Annotated in this window: 18 protein-coding genes; 11 read left to right on the top strand and 7 right to left on the bottom strand. The window is 70.5% G+C overall.

The features are described from left to right. Positions 1 to 132: 132 nt before the first annotated feature. The gene (locus ACYVLQ_RS25595; RefSeq protein ID WP_068014966.1) at positions 133 to 426 is read left to right on the top strand and encodes a chorismate mutase; all 294 of its coding nucleotides are present in this window, start codon (positions 133 to 135) and stop codon (positions 424 to 426) included. Positions 427 to 512: 86 nt separating this feature from the next. Here the strand turns inward: ACYVLQ_RS25595 and ACYVLQ_RS25590 are convergent, their stop codons facing one another. Next, positions 513 to 1,964, bottom strand: a complete 1,452-nt coding sequence (locus ACYVLQ_RS25590) for an NAD-dependent succinate-semialdehyde dehydrogenase (RefSeq protein ID WP_460700068.1) — start codon at positions 1,962 to 1,964, stop codon at positions 513 to 515. 130 nt (positions 1,965 to 2,094) lie between these two features. Here ACYVLQ_RS25590 and pgi point away from each other — a divergent pair, with 130 nt between their 5' ends. Next, positions 2,095 to 3,738: a glucose-6-phosphate isomerase gene (gene pgi / locus ACYVLQ_RS25585; RefSeq protein ID WP_460700067.1), complete on the top strand. Its 1,644-nt coding sequence runs from the start codon at positions 2,095 to 2,097 to the stop codon at positions 3,736 to 3,738. An 8-nt stretch (positions 3,739 to 3,746) separates the two neighbouring features. Here the strand turns inward: pgi and ACYVLQ_RS25580 are convergent, their stop codons facing one another. Next, positions 3,747 to 5,366 carry an acyl-CoA dehydrogenase family protein gene (locus ACYVLQ_RS25580; protein WP_460700187.1) on the bottom strand — a complete coding sequence of 540 codons (1,620 nt, stop codon included), beginning with the start codon at positions 5,364 to 5,366 and terminating at the stop codon, positions 3,747 to 3,749. A gap of 32 nt (positions 5,367 to 5,398) precedes the next feature. Next, positions 5,399 to 6,010: a TetR/AcrR family transcriptional regulator gene (locus ACYVLQ_RS25575; protein ID WP_460700066.1), complete on the bottom strand. Its 612-nt coding sequence runs from the start codon at positions 6,008 to 6,010 to the stop codon at positions 5,399 to 5,401. 106 nt (positions 6,011 to 6,116) lie between these two features. Here ACYVLQ_RS25575 and ACYVLQ_RS25570 point away from each other — a divergent pair, with 106 nt between their 5' ends. Both ACYVLQ_RS25570 and ACYVLQ_RS25565 read left to right on the top strand, forming a co-directional pair. Further along, the gene (locus ACYVLQ_RS25570) at positions 6,117 to 6,884 is read left to right on the top strand and encodes a crotonase/enoyl-CoA hydratase family protein (protein WP_460700065.1); all 768 of its coding nucleotides are present in this window, start codon (positions 6,117 to 6,119) and stop codon (positions 6,882 to 6,884) included. Positions 6,885 to 7,067: 183 nt separating this feature from the next. Further along, complete coding sequence (locus tag ACYVLQ_RS25565; RefSeq protein WP_460700064.1) at positions 7,068 to 8,300, top strand: hypothetical protein; 1,233 nt, start codon at positions 7,068 to 7,070, stop codon at positions 8,298 to 8,300. 22 nt (positions 8,301 to 8,322) lie between these two features. On the opposite strand, the gene ACYVLQ_RS25560 is transcribed toward ACYVLQ_RS25565, so the two are convergent. Further along, the gene (locus ACYVLQ_RS25560; protein ID WP_460700063.1) at positions 8,323 to 9,009 is read right to left on the bottom strand and encodes a pyridoxamine 5'-phosphate oxidase family protein; all 687 of its coding nucleotides are present in this window, start codon (positions 9,007 to 9,009) and stop codon (positions 8,323 to 8,325) included. A gap of 34 nt (positions 9,010 to 9,043) precedes the next feature. Here ACYVLQ_RS25560 and pdxR point away from each other — a divergent pair, with 34 nt between their 5' ends. Beyond that, entirely contained in the window at positions 9,044 to 10,456 is a 1,413-nt protein-coding gene (pdxR, locus tag ACYVLQ_RS25555) for a MocR-like pyridoxine biosynthesis transcription factor PdxR (RefSeq protein ID WP_460700062.1), read from the top strand. A gap of 56 nt (positions 10,457 to 10,512) precedes the next feature. Here the strand turns inward: pdxR and ACYVLQ_RS25550 are convergent, their stop codons facing one another. Next, positions 10,513 to 11,091: a TetR/AcrR family transcriptional regulator gene (locus ACYVLQ_RS25550; RefSeq protein WP_460700061.1), complete on the bottom strand. Its 579-nt coding sequence runs from the start codon at positions 11,089 to 11,091 to the stop codon at positions 10,513 to 10,515. Between the two features lie 76 nt (positions 11,092 to 11,167). Here ACYVLQ_RS25550 and ACYVLQ_RS25545 point away from each other — a divergent pair, with 76 nt between their 5' ends. Both ACYVLQ_RS25545 and ACYVLQ_RS25540 read left to right on the top strand, forming a co-directional pair. Next, positions 11,168 to 11,494 (top strand): nuclear transport factor 2 family protein, encoded by a 327-nt coding sequence (locus ACYVLQ_RS25545; RefSeq protein ID WP_460700060.1) that lies wholly within the window; start codon positions 11,168 to 11,170, stop codon positions 11,492 to 11,494. 14 nt (positions 11,495 to 11,508) lie between these two features. Next, a complete protein-coding gene (locus ACYVLQ_RS25540; RefSeq protein ID WP_460700059.1) occupies positions 11,509 to 11,985 on the top strand; it encodes an anthrone oxygenase family protein in 477 nt (158 codons plus the stop codon). Here the strand turns inward: ACYVLQ_RS25540 and ACYVLQ_RS25535 are convergent. Next, positions 11,976 to 12,425 (bottom strand): MarR family winged helix-turn-helix transcriptional regulator, encoded by a 450-nt coding sequence (locus ACYVLQ_RS25535; protein ID WP_460700058.1) that lies wholly within the window; start codon positions 12,423 to 12,425, stop codon positions 11,976 to 11,978. The two genes, ACYVLQ_RS25540 and ACYVLQ_RS25535, sit on opposite strands and share 10 nt — an antisense overlap. 93 nt (positions 12,426 to 12,518) lie before the next feature. Here ACYVLQ_RS25535 and ACYVLQ_RS25530 point away from each other — a divergent pair, with 93 nt between their 5' ends. The 4 genes from ACYVLQ_RS25530 to ACYVLQ_RS25515 all read left to right on the top strand — a co-directional run bounded on the left by ACYVLQ_RS25530 (position 12,519) and on the right by ACYVLQ_RS25515 (position 15,114). Further along, the gene (locus ACYVLQ_RS25530; protein ID WP_460700057.1) at positions 12,519 to 12,893 is read left to right on the top strand and encodes a cupin domain-containing protein; all 375 of its coding nucleotides are present in this window, start codon (positions 12,519 to 12,521) and stop codon (positions 12,891 to 12,893) included. After that, positions 12,890 to 13,264, top strand: coding sequence for a cupin domain-containing protein (locus tag ACYVLQ_RS25525; protein ID WP_460700056.1), 375 nt, complete (start codon positions 12,890 to 12,892; stop codon positions 13,262 to 13,264). The genes ACYVLQ_RS25530 and ACYVLQ_RS25525 overlap by 4 nt, the downstream gene beginning before the upstream one ends. A gap of 73 nt (positions 13,265 to 13,337) precedes the next feature. Beyond that, positions 13,338 to 13,583, top strand: a complete 246-nt coding sequence (locus ACYVLQ_RS25520) for a DUF2630 family protein (RefSeq protein WP_460700055.1) — start codon at positions 13,338 to 13,340, stop codon at positions 13,581 to 13,583. Between the two features lie 16 nt (positions 13,584 to 13,599). Next, a complete protein-coding gene (locus tag ACYVLQ_RS25515; RefSeq protein ID WP_460700054.1) occupies positions 13,600 to 15,114 on the top strand; it encodes a carboxylesterase/lipase family protein in 1,515 nt (504 codons plus the stop codon). 1 nt (position 15,115) lies between these two features. On the opposite strand, the gene ACYVLQ_RS25510 is transcribed toward ACYVLQ_RS25515, so the two are convergent. Further along, positions 15,116 to 15,982, bottom strand: a complete 867-nt coding sequence (locus ACYVLQ_RS25510; protein WP_460700053.1) for an Fpg/Nei family DNA glycosylase — start codon at positions 15,980 to 15,982, stop codon at positions 15,116 to 15,118. Positions 15,983 to 15,991: the final 9 nt, after the last annotated feature.

The following is a 15,991-nucleotide window of genomic DNA, read 5'->3' as shown; positions in this document are numbered from 1 at the left end:
CTCGCACCTGAGCGCGGATACTCGACGGGGGACAATGAAAGACCCACCGGGTCTGTTTCATGGTGAAAGAACCGACGGTAACGGGGTGGGGCCGCCTGCCGATCCTGGTTCTGACACGAGGAGAGAAAGTACATGAGCACCTCTACGACCGAGACCGGGTCCGACGCGGCGCTGCCCAGCAGCGAGGCGGAGATCGACAAGCTCCGCAAGGAGATCGACCGGCTCGACGCCGAAATTCTCGCAGCGATCAAGCGCCGCACCGAGGTCTCGAGAATCATCGGCCGCACCCGGATGGCCAACGGCGGCCCGCGCCTGGTCCACTCCCGCGAGATGAAGGTGCTGGAGCGCTTCAGCGAACTGGGCCAGGAGGGTCACACCCTCGCCATGCTGCTGCTGCGCCTCGGCCGCGGCCGCCTCGGTCACTGACCGGGCCACAGACCACGCGGCGTTCGACGAGCACCGCGCCCCCAGGCCGCCCCGGGTGAATTCACCCCGGGGCGGCTTTTCCTGTGCTACGGCAGCGCGATGTACTTGGTGGACAGGTATTCGTCGATGCCCTCGAACCCGCCCTCGCGGCCGAAGCCGGAGGCCTTGACGCCACCGAAGGGGGCCGCGGGGTCGGAGATGACGCCGCGATTGATGCCGACCATGCCGGATTCCAGCCCCTCGGCGATGCGCAGCGCGCGGTCCAGGTTCCGCGTGTAGGCGTAGGCGACCAGGCCGAATTCGGTGTCGTTGGCCGCGGCCAGACCCTCCTCCTCGGTATCGAAGCCGACGATCGGGGCGACTGGGCCGAACACTTCCTCGCGCAGGATGCGGGCGGCGGCGGGGACCTCGGACAGGATCGTCGCCGGGTAGTAGTAGCCCGGGCCGCCGGGGGCCTTGCCGCCGATGCGGATCTGCGCGCCCTTGGCGACCGCGTCGTCGACCAGTTCGGTGACGGTGTCGAGCTGGTTCTGGTTGATCAAGGGGCCCAGCGTGGTCGCCGGGTCGCTGCCGGGACCGAGTCGCACCTCGGCCATGGCGGCGGCGAACTTGTCGGTGAATTCCGCGCGCACGGAGTTGTGCACGTGGAAACGGTTGGCCGCCGTGCAGGCCTCGCCGCCGTTGCGCAGCTTGGCCAGCATCGCGCCGGTGACCGCGGCGTCGACGTCCGCGTCGTCGAAGACCACGAACGGGGCGTTGCCGCCCAGCTCCATCGAGGTGCGCAGCAGCCCGTGCGCGGACTTCTCGACCAGGGTCTTCCCGACCTCGGTGGAGCCGGTGAAGGTGAGCTTGCGCAGGCGCGGATCGTTGAGCAGGGGCTCGGTGACCGCGCCGGAGCGGCGGCTGGTGATCACTGACAGCACCCCGTCGGGCAGGCCCGCGTCGGCGCAGAGCCGGGCCAGCAGCAGCATGGTCAGCGGGGTCGCCGACGCCGGTTTGACGATCATCGTGCAGCCCGCCGCCAGTGCCGGGCCGATCTTGCGGGTACCCATGGCGAGGGGGAAGTTCCACGGCGTGATCGCCAGGCACGGCCCGACCGGCTGCTTGTGCACCACGATCCGGCCGGTGCCGGTCGGCGCGGTCTGATATCGGCCGTGGATGCGGGCGGCCTCCTCCGCGAACCAGCGGAAGAACTCGGCGCCGTAGCGGACCTCGTTGCGGCTCTCCTGCAGTGCCTTGCCCATTTCCAGGGTCATCAGCAGCGCGAAGTCCTCGGTGCGTTCGATGATGCGGTCGTAAACCGCGCGCAGGATCTCCGACCGGTCGCGCGCGGTGGTCGCGGCCCACTCGTCCTGCGCCGCGACCGCGGCGTCGAGCGCGCGCACCGCGTCTTCGGGGGCGGCGTCGGCGACGTGCGCGACGGGCTCTCCGGTGGCCGGGTTCTCCACCGGGAACGTCGCGCCGCCGGTGGCATCCACCGGGCCGCCGATCCAGAGCTGTGTGGGTACGGACTCGAGGAGTTCACGTTCGGACACCATGCGCCCAGCCTATGCCTGGTGCGGCGGTGTAGTCCGCCGTGCCGGTGGTGCACACGTTCCCCGTCCTCGAGGCAGGGACACCAGCGACAGTTACCTGCGCGTCGGGGGCGGGGTGGGTAATCTCGCCATCGTGAGCAGCGACATCACCGCGACGGCGGCCTGGCGGAAACTGCACGATCATCACGCGGCGGTGGCGGGGCGGCACCTGCGTGAGTTCTTCGCCGACGATCCCGAGCGCGGTCGCGACCTGACGATCCAGGTCGCGGATCTGCGGATCGACTACAGCAAGCACCGCGTGACGCGCGAAACCCTGGACCTGCTGGTCGAATTGGCCGAGGCCGCCGGGGTTCCGGGGCACCGCGACGCGATGTTCCGCGGCGACCACATCAACACCTCCGAGGACCGCGCCGTCGGGCACGTGGCGCTGCGGCTCCCGAAGGGCGGGTCGATGACCATCGACGGCGCCGACGCCGGGGCCGAGGTACACGAGGTGCTGCGCCGCATGGGTGAGTTCACCGACGCGGTGCGTTCCGGGCAGTGGCGCGGCGCCACGGGCGAGCGCATCGAGACGGTGGTGAACATCGGCATCGGCGGCTCCGATCTCGGCCCCGTCATGGTGCACCTGGCGCTGCGGCACTACGCCGACGCCGGTATCTCGGCGCGGTTCGTCTCCAATATCGACCCGGCGGACCTGACCGCTAAGCTCGCCGGGCTGAATCCGGCGACCACGCTGTTCGTCGTTGCGTCCAAGACGTTTTCGACGCTGGAGACGCTGACCAACGCCACCGCCGCGCGGCGCTGGCTGGTCGCGGCGCTGGGCGAGGACGCGGTCGCCAAGCATTTCGTGGCGGTGTCCACCAACGCCGAGCGGGTGGCCGCGTTCGGTATCGACACCGCGAACATGTTCGGCTTCTGGGACTGGGTCGGCGGGCGCTACTCGGTCGACTCGGCCATCGGACTGTCGGTGATGGCGACGGTCGGCAAGGAGCGCTTCGCGGAGTTCCTGGCCGGAATGCACAGCGTGGACGAGCATTTCCGGACCGCTCCCCCGGCGCGGAACGCGCCGGTGCTGCTGGGGCTGCTCGGCGTGTGGTACTCGAACTTCTTCGGCGCGGAATCGCGTGCGGTGCTGCCGTATTCGAACGACCTGGCCCGCTTCCCCGCCTACCTGCAGCAGCTGACGATGGAGTCCAACGGCAAGTCGGTGCGCGCGGACGGCAGCCCGGTCGGCGCGTCCACCGGGGAGATCTTCTGGGGCGAGCCGGGCACCAACGGACAGCACGCCTTCTACCAGCTGCTCCATCAGGGCACCCGGTTGATTCCGGCCGATTTCATCGGATTCGCCCGGCCCACCGACGATCTGCCGACCCGCGACGGCGCCGGCAGCATGCACGACATTCTGATGAGCAACCTGTTCGCGCAGACCAAGGTGCTCGCCTTCGGCAAGTCCGCCGAGGAGATCGCCGCAGAGGGCACCGACCCGAAGCTGGTGCCGCACAAGGTGATGCCGGGCAATCGACCCAGCACGACAATCCTCGCACCGCGGCTGACCCCGTCCGTGGTGGGGCAGCTGATCGCGCTGTACGAGCACCAGGTGTTCGTCGAGGGCGCGATCTGGGGCATCGACAGCTTCGACCAGTGGGGCGTGGAACTGGGCAAGCAGCAGGCCCTGGCGTTGGAGCCGCTGCTGACCTCGACAGAAGACCCTGCCCCGCAATCGGATTCGTCTACCGACACGCTGATCCGCTGGTACCGGCAGCACCGACAGCAGTAGCGCGCCGCCTACAGGGCTGCGCGGGCGAGGATCGCGGCGGTGTCGGCGCCGACCGGAAGGGTGCCGAAGGCGATGCCCCAGTCGCCGCCGAACCTGGTGGCGCAGAAGGCGTCCGCGACGGCGGCGTGGCCGTGGCGGACCAGCTGGGCGCCCTGCAGCACCAGGGCCATCAGCTCGACCACGCGGCGGGCACGGTATTCGATATCGGACAGGTCGGTGAGTTCCTTGCCGATGCGGTCGATGGCATCGTCCAGGTGGTGGTTGGCGCCGCGGGCCAGCGACACCTCGTCGAAGTAGGCCTCCACCGTCTCGGGCTGGCGCCCCATGGCGCGCAACGCGTCCAGCGCCGCCACATTGCCCGAACCCTCCCAGATCGACATCAGCGGCGCCTCGCGATACAGCCGCGGCATGCCGGAATCCTCGACATAGCCGTTGCCGCCCAGGCATTCCAGCGCCTCGGCCGCGTGCACCGGCGCCCGCTTGCAGACCCAGTACTTCGTGACCGCCAGGGCGATCCGGCGCAGCGCCGCCTCGGCCGGATCGGAGGCCGCGCGGTCGGTCGCGCCCGCCAGCCGCATCATCACCGTGGTCGCCGCGTCCGATTCGATCACCAGGTCGGCGAGCACATTGCGCATGGACGGCTGATCGAACAGCTTGGCGCCGAACACTTCCCGATGCCGGGCATGGTGCACCGCGTGCAGCACGCCGATCCGCATCCCGGTGGCCGAGCCGATCACGCAGTCCAGCCGGGTCATGTTCACCATCTCGATGATGGTCTTCACCCCGGCGCCCTCCGCGCCGACCAGCCAGCCGACCGCGTCCTCGTACTCGATCTCCGAGGAGGCGTTCGACTTGTTGCCCAGCTTGTCCTTGAGCCGTTGCAGCCGCAGCGCGTTGCGGGAACCGTCGGGCAGCACGCGCGGCAGCAGGAAACACGACAGCCCGCCGGGCGCCTGCGCGAGGGTGAGGAACATATCCGACATGGGGGCCGAGGTGAACCACTTGTGGCCGACGACGCGGTAGGCGCCGTCGGATTGCGGTGTGGCCGTGGTGGTGTTGGCGCGGACATCCGAGCCGCCCTGCTTCTCCGTCATGGACATACCGGCGATCAGTCCGGCCTTCGACGTCGGCTCGCGCAAGCCGAAATCGTAGGTGCGCGAACCGAGTAGCGGCTCGTACCGCGCAGCCAGCTCCGGATTGTGGCGCAGCGCGGGCACCACCGCGTAGGTCATCGAGATCGGGCACATGTGCCCGGCATCGGCCATGCCCCAGGTGTAGAACTTCGCGGCCCGCGCGGTGTGGGCGCCGGGCCGGTCCTCGAGCCACGGGGCGCCGTGCAGTCCGTGCGCCACAGCGACTTTCATCAGCTCGTGCCAGTACGGGTGGAACTCCACCTCGTCGACCCGGTGCCCGTAGCGGTCGTGCGTGTGCAGCACCGGTGGGTACTCGTTGGCGACCCGGCCCCATTCCTGCGCCTCGGCGCCGCCCGCGAGCGCGCCCAGTTCGCGGACCTCGGCCTCCGCCCACCCCGCACCCTCCCGGTGCAGCCCCTCGAGCAGAGCGGGGTTGTGGGAGAAGTCGAACGGGACGATGGGCGGAACCTGGTTGAATACCTCATGGGTGGGCATGCGGGGCACTCCTGTCTCGGTGACGCCGGTGGTCACGGGCGATCCTCGGGTTCGCGTAAACCCAAGGCGCGCAACGAAAATTCGATGAGTTCGGGCACCACCGACTCGCTCTGCAGCGCCTCGGCCAGCGGTCCGACCAGGACCTCGCCGATGGCGCCGACCAGGGCGGTAGCGGCGGTGCGCGGATTCTGCGGGGGCAGTTGGCCGTTCGCGACGCCCTCGGCGATCGCCGCGGCGAACGTCTCGGCGAAGGCGCGGCGGAACCGCAGCCGCTCGGTGTCCACGGCCGCGTCAACCGGCTCGGCCAGCAGCACGTAGGCCAGCTTCGGGTTCTTCAGGGCGCGACCCGCGAAGGTCTCCACCGCGGCGGTGACCCGCTCCACGGCGCTGCCCGCGGCGCCGGCCGCCGCGACCGCCGACACCTCCCGGGTGACGACATCGCGGAACACCGCGGTGACCAGCTCGGTCTTGCCGCTGAAGTTCTTGTAGACGGTGCCGGTGGCGACGCCCGCCTCGGCGGCGACCGCCGCGATCGACATTCCCGCGAACCCGCGCTCGGAGAGCACCCTGGTCGCGGCGTGCACGATCGCGCCCGCCTGTGCGTCGAGGCGGGCCTGCACGGCGGGGGTCCGGCGGTAAGCCACGCAAGAAGTGAATCACGAATTCATTTCTTGACGCAAGGGGGCCACGGCTGTTCGAATCGGGCGTACGGCCGGGTCGGGTGGCGGCCCGCGACAGCGAGGAGCAGCCGTGAGCGTACGAATCGAGCGCAAGGGTCCGGTGTTCACCGTGGTCCTCGATCGCCCCCAGGCCCGCAACGCGGTCGACGGCCCGACCGCGCGGGAACTGGCCGACGCGTTCCGGGAATTCGATGCCGATATGGACGCCGCGGTCGCGGTGCTGTGGGGCGCGGGTGGCACTTTCTGCGCGGGCGCGGACCTGAAATCCCTGGGCACCGAACGCTCCAACGCCGCCAGTACGGAGGGGGACGGCCCGATGGGGCCGACCCGGATGCGACTGTCCAAACCGGTGATCGCCGCGGTCTCCGGCTACGCGGTCGCGGGCGGGTTGGAGCTGGCGCTGTGGGCCGACCTCCGAATTGCCGAGCAGGACAGCACATTCGGGGTCTTCTGCCGCCGCTGGGGAGTGCCGCTCATCGACGGGGGCACGGTGCGGCTGCCGCGCATCGTCGGGGCCGGGCGGGCCATGGACATGATTCTCACCGGCCGCGCGGTGGGCGCCGCCGAGGCGCTGCAGATGGGGCTGGTCAACCGGGTCGTCCCGCCGGGTGAATCCCGCGGCGCCGCAGAGCAACTCGCCGCGGATCTGGCCGCCCTGCCGCAGACCTGCCTGCGCACCGATCGCCTGTCGGCGCTCGAACAGTGGGGCCTGGACGAGGATGCCGCGATCGCCAACGAGTTCCGCCACGGACTGACCGCCCTCTCCGACGCCGACGGCGCCCTGGCCGGAGCGCAGCGGTTCGCCTCCGGCGCCGGACGCCACGGCACCTCGACCTGACGACGAACGACGGCAACCGCCACCGAGACGGCGGCGCTCGACCTGATGCCGCTCCGGCGCCGGGCGTCGACGTCGACCTCGCGCTACGGCACCGGTCGGGCGGTGGTGGCACCATGGCCTCATGCCGCCGCCACTTCCGACCTTGCGCGATCGTCACCGCAGCGAGCGGGTGGGGCGCGCACTATGAGCAGGCTCAGCGTCGTCGACGAGATCTTCCTGCGGACGCATCGCGGGATGGGGACTCCGATTGCCCTGCAGGGGTTGTGGCGGACGGCCGATCAGGTGGAACCGAAGGTGCTGGAGCGGGTGCACAGCGCCTTGCGGAGCGGTCCGCTGGGGCGGCGGGTGGTGCGGCCGCGACTCCCGGGGGCGCGGCCGTACTGGCGGGCGAACGACCGGGCGCATCCGCTGCGGATCGCGGAACTCCCGATTCCGCAGGCCGGCCTGCTCGACTGGGCGGATGCGCAGGGCTTCGACCTCGATCCGGAATTCGGGCCGGGCTGGCGGCTGGCGGCGGCGCGGGTGGACGGCGGTGGCTCGATCGTGTCGCTGACGTGTTCGCACGCGCTCGCCGACGGGCGTGGCCTGGTGACCGCGGTCGATCTCGCGCTGACCGGCGTCGTCCCGGAAGCCGGTGCGGCGCACTCGGATTGGGCCGATGCCCGACACCAGTGGTCGACCGTGCTGGGCGGCACCGCGCGGGCGCTGCGGCACGGCGTCCCGAAGCGACCGCAGGCGCCGGAAGCTCGAGTGGCGACCGGGTTGTCGGAGCACGCGACATACGGTGCCGTGCTGCAGATTCCGGCGGCCGACTGGGACCTCGTCGGTGCGGGCCGCGGCGGCACCGCGAATACCCTGTTCGTCCACCTCGTCGCTAATATGCTGTGGGACAGCGGCTTCCCCGGATCGTCTATCGCGGCCAGTCTGCCCGTCGACACCCGCGACGAACCGCGCGTGGATAACGACATGGCGATGACCGAGGTCGTGGTGACGCGCGCCGACAATCCCGCCACCCTGCGCGAGAAGTGCCGCGCCGCATACGAACACCGCATGTCCGGCCCCGAAGGCCTCCCGGAGGAACTCCTGCAGGTACTGCCCGAACGCGTGGCCTACACGCTGTCCCGGGGCGCGGGCGAACGAGACATCCTGTGCTCCAACATCGGTCCGCTCCCGGCCGCGCTGACCCGCCTCGGCCCGCATCGCTGCACGGGTGTGGCGACCCGCGCCATCCATCCGGGCCTGCGCCCTACCGAACTCCCCCGCACCCGGCTGTCGGCCTACCTGTCCCGCTCGGGCCACACCTACACCCTGGCGCTGGTCGGCCTCGACCCCGACCGCATCGGTTCCGCCGCGGCGCTGACCGATCTCGCCACCACCGCCCTGGAGAGGCTGGACCTCCCCCACACCCGGTGGTAGCGACGAATCTCCCGCACCGGGGCTAGCGTGCCGCGGCTACGTCGGACAGCCGGGCGAGGACGTGCTGCGGGGTGTGGATGCCGGGCGCGAGGTCCGGAGAGGGCACGGGGTCGTCGAAGACCTGGCGAATGGGGAGGACACCCGCCCAGGTGTCGCTTGCGAGATCCTCCGCGTCGTCGCGCGGACCGCCGGTGCGCGTCTTCACCGACGCCTCGGTGAGGTCCAGTGCGAGCACCGCGGTCGCGGCCAGTTCCTTCTTGGACGGCGAGCGGACGGCGTCCCAGGCGCCCGGGGCAGCGCGCTCGACGATGACGCGCAGCGCGTGCAGGCGCTCGTCGCGATGGGTGACCTCCACGGGGCGGCCGTGGATGACCGCCGAGCGAAAGTTCATCGAGAAATGCATGGCCGACCGGGCGTAGACGATGCCGTCGACATGGGTCACCGTCACCGAGACGTCACCTGTCACGGCGGCCCGCAGATTTCCCGCGCCGGTGGATCCGTGCAGGTAGAGAGTGTCACCGTCGCGGCCGTAGATGGTCGGCAGCACCACCGGGGCGCCGTGCAGCAGGACGCCGAGGTGGCAGATCATGCCGTTGTCGAGGACGGCGTCCAGGGCATCGCGATCGACGGCGCCGCGCTCCCGGCTGCGGGTGAGCGTGCTGCGCGGCGTCGGGGAGAGCGGGAGACGTGCGGCGGGCAACTCGGTCATGCCATCAGCATTCCGGCGAAAATGGCATTATGAAATGGCCAATCAGCTGAAGAAATGGAAGACCACTTTGACCGCGCCCGACGAACTGCCGCTGCTCGTGGACCGGAAGGCCGCCGCCCCGCTGGCCGTGCAGGTCGCCGACGGCCTGCGGGAGGCCGCCACCGCGGGCCGGTTGCGCGGCGGCGACCGGCTGCCGTCCTCGCGGGCCCTCGCGGCCCGGCTGGGCGTCAGCCGCACGGTGGTCACCGCGGCCTACGACCAGTTGCACGCCGAGGGCTGGCTCACCGGCAGGCACGGTTCGGGCACCTTCCTCACCGCCTCCCCCGCCCCGGCGCCGAGCCGGCCCGCCACGCCGGACGAATCCGAATCCGACACTCTCCGATTCGATCTCGTACCGGGCACGCCGTGCGTGGCGGCGATCGACCGGGCCGCGTGGCGCCGCGCGTGGCGGTCGGCCTCGGATCGAATCCCGCTGGCGCGCAAGGACAGGCAGGGCGAACCGGACTATCGCGCGACAGTCGCCGAACAGTTGCTCCGGCACCGCGGACTCGCGGCCGGAAGCGACACCGTGGTGCTGGCCACGGCGGGGACCGGCGCCGCGGTGGGCGAACTGGCGGTGGCACTGCTGCGGCCCGGCGACACCGTGGCGATCGAGGATCCGGGTTATCAGCGTGCCGTCGGGGCCTTCCGGGCGGCGGGCGCGCGGGTACTGCCGGTGCCGGTCGATGCCGACGGCCTGCGGGTCGACCGGATTCCGCCCGACGTCGAAGCCGTGTATTGCACTCCCGCCCACCAGTTCCCGCTCGGCGCGCGCATGCCCGCGGCCCGACGGATCGAGCTGATCGAATTCGCCCGCCGCACGGGCGCTTTCGTCATCGAGGACGATTACGATGGCGAACTGCGGTACGACACCGCCCCTTTGCCGATGCTGGCCACCCTCGCGCCGGATATCGTCGTCCACCTGGGGACCACGTCCAAGATCCTCAGTCCGACACTCGGTGTCGGCTGGCTGGTCGCGACCCCGGCTATCGCGAAAGCCGTAATGGCACACCGGGAATCCACCGGCACCGGACCCGCCCCGGCGGGCCAGCAGGTCCTGGTCGAACTCGCCAGGCACGGCGACCTGATGCGCCACCTGCGGCGACTCCGCCGCGAGATGCCACCGCGCCGGGCGATCGTCGTCGACGAGTTGCGCCGCGGTGGACTAGAGGTGGTCGGCGACGACGCCGGATCCCACCTGGTGGTGCCGCTGCCGTCGGCCGCCGCCGAGGAACGCGCGATCGAGTCCGCCCGGCGACGCGGCCTCCTCCTCGACGGTCTGGGGCGCCATCACATCGGGCCGCAGCGCGGTTTCGGTGTCCCGCTCGGATATTCGGCACTGCCGCGTACGGATCTGCGTGCGGCGGTGCGGATCGCACGCGAGTGCCTGACCGACCGCGGTCCATAGTCGGCGCGGATTCGACCGGATCCGCCACGGGCAGCACGCCCGCACGCGTGGCGAGACTAGTTCGAGCCTCGGCCGACGACGCGAAGTACGCTGTCGCCCAACGCTTTCTCGGCCGCGCGCACGGTCATCTTCCCCGCCTTGACCTGCTCCCCCGCGGCATGTCCCAGGGCCATGACCGCCGCGGCCAGCCAGCCGGGCTGTAGCACGCGGTCGAACTCCCCGGTGCGCTGTCCACGACGGATGATGCGTTGCAGACAGTCGTCGATGGGCACGTGCCGGGCGCGGTCGTCCCCAGGCGCGACCTCCAGGCGATGCAGTACCGAATACTCCTCGAACGCCCGCCAGCTGATCTCGAGCATCCGCAGCAGGGCATCGGTCGCGGTGCCGCCGTCCAGGTCGGCGGCGTCGATCGCCGCCACCGTCCGGTCGGTGACATGATCCACGACGGCCGCGAGCAGGTCGTCGCGAGAGGCGAAGTGCGCGTAGACGGTCTGGCGCGTCACCCCCGCGTCGGCCGCTATCGCGGCAAGCCCCGCGGTCGGCCGATCCGCCAGTAATCGCGCCGCGGCATCGATGATGGCGGACCGGCTGCGTTCGGCGTCGGCCCGGCGGCGAGGTTCTTGTTCACGCGTCAAAATCTTACATCCTTGTCAAATTTATCCTGGCCGCATAACGTTTACAGCGTTGTCAGAATTCTACGGCTGGAGTGCCATGAGATCAGCACCACCCCACACCCCGGAACAGTTCGAATTCTTCACCGCCTTCACCGATGCGGCCGTGCAGGACGACGGCAGCGATCCGGGCGCGACCGTCGACCGCTTCCACACGCCGGACATCGTCCAGATCGCCAACGGCATCCGACTGGACCGGGCGCGCCTGGCCGCCGACGGCGATCGCATCGCCGCCCGCCTGACCATTCACGCACGCATGCGCAAGGCGCAGACGATCACCACCGAGGTCCACCTGTTCGGCGAGTTCACCCCGGACGGCCGCATCCGGCGCTCGCATCAGCTCTCCCGAACCGCCACCGACCGATGAGCCGGGAGGACACCTTGTACATACGCCTCGTTCAAGCCGCCGCCCTGCTCGCCACCGGATTGCTCACGGGGGCTTTCGGATACGGGCTGGCCAACCTCGCGCCGACGTTCCACCGCGTGCCGCTGCAGATGCGCCTGGAGTTCCACTCCGAGCTGATGAAGAACAACAGCATCAGCATGCAGCTCACCATGGCCCTTGCCGCCGCGAGCTGCTTCGCACTGGCCGCGCCGCACCGCGATCGAATCCGGGCGCTCGCGGCCGCGGCCGGGCTGCTGGTCGTCGCCTCGTTCGTGATCACCCGATTCGGGAACGTGCCGATCAACCGGCAGATCAGGGCGTGGATCACCGACGGCACGCCGGACGACTACGCCGACATCCTCACCCGCTGGGACCTGTTCCACGGATTGCGCACCGGCACATCACTTCTCGCCTTCCTGCTGGTGATCGTGATCGCCACGTGGATGAGGCGGACACCGACGGATCAGAGTTGACGCAGGGTGCGAGCCAGGCCGTCGGGCGAGTCGCTGCGCTCCACGACGGCGGCGAGCACCTCGCGCAGCGCGGCGACCGGCTCGGCGCCGAGTTCGGCGGCGAGGCCGCTCTCGAAGGACCGGTGGAAATCGTGCCCGGCGGCCAGCAGGTCGCGGGCGCGATCGGTGAGGACGAGCAGCTTGACCCGGGCGTCGCCGGGATCGGCGACGCGCTCCACATACCCGGCCGCCACCATCTCCTCCACGGTCTTGGCCGCGCCCTGCGGGGTGACCCGGAGCCTCGCCGCCAGCGCGCTGGTCGTCATGCTTTCCGCGGCGAGCACTTTGAACGCGTAGCCGAAGGCGGGCTTGAGCCGGGTGAACCCCCGGCCCTCGAGGTGTTCGTGCAGTTCGTGCACGAACTGGTTGTAGGCGAGGCCGAGCAGTATCCCGAAGTGCACCACATCTCCCGTCGACGACACTCTTGACGAATGCCAACTCCAGTTGTACAACTATGGTTGTAAACCTTGGTTGTGCAATGAGAGGCTACACCGATGCCTGTGGTCCGCGGCTCCACCGCCCCCGTCTTCGACCTACCCAATGCCACCTTCACCGGTCTGGCCTCCCCCAGCCGGGGCGCCGCGGAGACCTGCGTGTGGCGCACTCGCGTCAAGCCGGGCGCCGCCCCCGATGAGCACTCTTTCGACCGCGAGGAGGTGATCCTGGCCATTGCCGGTCGCGCCGTCGCCCTGCTCGAAGGTGTCCGCCACGAAATCGCCGCGGGGGACGCCGTCGTCATTCCGGCCGGGACTTCGTTCGGGCTGGGAAACCCGTACGACGAGCCGTTCGAGGCCGTCGCCGTGCTGCCGGTCGGCGCGACCGCGCGGATGGCGGACGGCGCCACCCTCGTCCCGGCCCCGGCCCGATGACCGTCTTGCGCGGGGCGACGGCGCCCGTTTTCGAATCCGACCACGTCACCGCCGTCGGCCTGACCGCCCCCAGTCGCGGCGCGAAACAGACGTGCGCGTGGCGCTTCCGGATGAGTCCCGCAGCGCCCGCGGCCCCGCACCGGGTCGACCGGGAGGAGATCTTCGTCCTGATCTCCGGGCGGGCGGTGGCCGAACTCGAGGGTGAGCGACACGAGCTGTCGGCGGGCGACGCCCTGATCGTGCCGCCGGACACCACCTTCAGCGTGAGCAATCCGCATGCCGAGCCGCTGGAGATGGTCGCGGTGCTGCCGGTGGGCGGCCGAGCCGTGATGCCGGGGATGGACCCGTTCGTTCCGCCGTGGGCACGGTGACGGCCGTGGGCGCACGCTCGGCCGGAACCCTTGACGCGAGGTGCGGCCGCGGCACGGCCGTAGCATGGAGACCATGACCGAACAGGACATTCTCGCGCGCATCAAGGAACTGGTGGATCGTGAGCATCGGTTGCGGTCCAAGGCGGGTGAGGGCACGCTCGACCCGGAACAGGAGCGCGCCCAGCTGGCCGAGCTCGAGGTGATGCTGGATCAGTGCTGGGACCTGCTGCGACAGCGGCGCGCCCGTGTCGACCGCGGTGAGAACCCGGATCAGGCGGAGGCCGGTTCCGCCAAGCAGGTCGAGGGTTACCTGCAGTAACGGCTACCATCCGAGGATGGTGGCAACGACAGATATCACGACCGCCGACGGCGTCGTTCGCGGTCAGCGTGGCCGCCGCGTATTGCGCTGGCGGTCGATTCCCTACGCCGCTCCGCCGGTCGGGGACCTGCGGTTCCGTGCGCCGCAGCCGGTGCGGCCCTGGTCCGGCGTGCGCGAGGCCACCTCCTTCGGGTTCGCGGCCATGCAGCATCGAGACGGGGCGCGGCTCGGCCCCCGGCGGTCCCAGCCGACCGGCGAGGACTGCCTGACGCTGAACGTCGTCGCCCCGGCCGCGCCGTCGTCGGCGCCGCGGCCGGTGATGGTGTTCATCCACGGCGGCGGATATGTGCTCGGAACGTCCGCGCTGCGGTTGTACTCCGGGGCGCGGCTGGCGCTGCGCGGCGACGTGATCGTGGTGTCGCTGAACTACCGGCTCGGCGCGTTCGGCTACGTCGACTTCAGCGAATTCTCCACCACGGCAAGGCCTTTCGAGTCCAATCTGGGTCTGCGGGATCAGGTGGCCGCCCTACGGTGGGTGCGGCGCAATATCGCCGCGTTCGGCGGGGATCCGGACAACGTCACCATCTTCGGCGAGTCGGCCGGTGCGCACGCGGTGGTGAGCCTGCTGGCCACGCCCGCGGCGGCGGGGCTGTTTCATCGCGGCATCGCACAGAGCGCGCCCGCGGACTGGGCGATGTCGGCCGCGGAGGCGCGGGCCTTCGCGCGGCAGTGCCTGGCGGGGCTCGGCATCGCCGAGAAAGATGCCGCGGTCGCGCTGACCACGTTGGGCGCCAACGAGATTCGCAAGGGTGTCGACCGGGCCATCGGCAAAGTGCTGTGGGAGCAGCCGGGCAGCTTCCCCGCGGCCCCCGTCGTGGACGGCGAGTATCTGCCGCGCGCACCGATAGACGCGTTCGCCGAGGGCAGCGCGCACCCCGTTCCGCTCATCATCGGCACCAACCGCGACGAGGGGACGCTGTTCCAGCGCTTCGACCGGACGCTGCCCACCACTCGCGAGCAGTTGCACACCGCCCTGGCGCGCTGCGGCGACGCCGAGCTCGAAAAGCGGGTCGTCGCAGCCTATCCCGGCTATCCGGCCCGGAAGATGGCCGTCCGGATGGGCGGCGATTTCGTGTTCTGGCGGCCGACCATAGCGGTGCTGGAAGGACACAGCAGGCACGCTCCGACCTACGCCTACCGATTCGACTACGCCCCGCGCGCAGTGCAATTGGCCGGATTCTCGGCCACCCACGCCCTGGACCTGGTCCCGGTGTTCGGTGGCGTGGACACCCCCGTCGGCCGGGCGCTCACCGCCGCCGGAGGGCATCGTGGATTCCGGGCGGTGCAGGACGAATTCCAGGACAACTGGCTGTCGTTCGCCCGCACCGGAAAGCCCCTCGCCTCGTGGCCGGAATACACCGAGCAGCGGCGCAGCACGCGGATCATCGACCATCCGGCGCGGGTCGAGGTGGACCCTGAGAAGACGAAACGTCTTGCGTGGGAAGGCGTTCGGGTTCCCGCGCTGCAGTAACCTATTTGAGCAGCCGCGACATGCGACGGTCGGCGAGGATCTTGCCGCCGGTCTGGCAGGTCGGACAGTACTGGAACGACTTGTCCGCGTAGGCGACCTCGCGGACGGTGTTGCCGCAGACCGGACACGGGAGGCCGGTGCGGGCGTGCACCCGCATGCCGGACCGCTTCTCGCCCTTGAGGCGTGCCGCGTCCTGCCCGACCGAACGGTTCACCGCATCGGTGACGATGTCGCGCATGGCCGCGTAGAGCCGCGCCGCCTTCTCCGGGGTGAGGGAACTCGCGGTGGCGAACGGGGAGAGCTTGGCGGTGTGCAGGATCTCGTCGGAGTAGGCGTTGCCGATACCGGCGAGCAGGACCTGGTCCGTGAGCGCGGTCTTGAGCCGCTGCGAGGTGCCGCGCAGGATCTCCGCGAACTGCTCCTCGGTGACCTCCAGCACGTCGGGGCCCAGCCGCGAGATGCCCGGCACGGTCTTCGGATCCTCGACGACCCAGACCGCGAGCCGCTTCTTGGTGCCCGCCTCGGTGAGGTCGAAGGCCGGGGTGGCGCCCTCCGGGGTGAAGAAGTGCACGCGCAGCGCCAGCGGGCCCTTGCCCGGCTTGAGTGGGCTGGGGCTCGGCTCGTCCAGCCAGCGCAGCCAGCCGCCCCGGGACAGGTGCGTGATCAGCCACAGCCCGTCGCAGTTCAATCCCAGATGTTTGCCCCAGTGCCCAGCGCCCGTGACGTCACGACCGGGTAGCGCGGTGATCGGCGGGTCGAATGTCTTCAGCACGCTCAGCGCCGCGACATCCACCCGCCCGACAACCGCGCCCACCGCGTGCTCGGCCAGGAACCGCTCGAGCGCCACGATCTCCGGTAACTCGGGCACCCCTGCAGA

The organism is Nocardia thraciensis (genome assembly GCF_054782435.1).
This window is presented reverse-complemented; position numbering and strand designations above follow the sequence as displayed.

Bases quoted from the DNA above. Each gene is read 5' to 3' on its own strand.
- ACYVLQ_RS25530 (WP_460700057.1), top strand. From the start codon at position 12,519: ATGCCTGTGGTCCGCGGCTCCACCGCCCCCGTCTTCGACCTACCCAAT.
- ACYVLQ_RS25595 (WP_068014966.1), top strand. From the start codon at position 133: ATGAGCACCTCTACGACCGAGACCGGGTCCGACGCGGCGCTGCCCAGC.
- ACYVLQ_RS25545 (WP_460700060.1), top strand. From the start codon at position 11,168: ATGAGATCAGCACCACCCCACACCCCGGAACAGTTCGAATTCTTCACC.
- ACYVLQ_RS25560 (WP_460700063.1), bottom strand. From the start codon at position 9,009: ATGACCGAGTTGCCCGCCGCACGTCTCCCGCTCTCCCCGACGCCGCGC.
- pdxR (WP_460700062.1), top strand. From the start codon at position 9,044: ATGGCCAATCAGCTGAAGAAATGGAAGACCACTTTGACCGCGCCCGAC.
- ACYVLQ_RS25565 (WP_460700064.1), top strand. From the start codon at position 7,068: ATGAGCAGGCTCAGCGTCGTCGACGAGATCTTCCTGCGGACGCATCGC.
- ACYVLQ_RS25580 (WP_460700187.1), bottom strand. From the start codon at position 5,366: ATGCCCACCCATGAGGTATTCAACCAGGTTCCGCCCATCGTCCCGTTC.
- ACYVLQ_RS25590 (WP_460700068.1), bottom strand. From the start codon at position 1,964: ATGGTGTCCGAACGTGAACTCCTCGAGTCCGTACCCACACAGCTCTGG.
- ACYVLQ_RS25525 (WP_460700056.1), top strand. From the start codon at position 12,890: ATGACCGTCTTGCGCGGGGCGACGGCGCCCGTTTTCGAATCCGACCAC.
- ACYVLQ_RS25520 (WP_460700055.1), top strand. From the start codon at position 13,338: ATGACCGAACAGGACATTCTCGCGCGCATCAAGGAACTGGTGGATCGT.
- ACYVLQ_RS25515 (WP_460700054.1), top strand. From the start codon at position 13,600: ATGGTGGCAACGACAGATATCACGACCGCCGACGGCGTCGTTCGCGGT.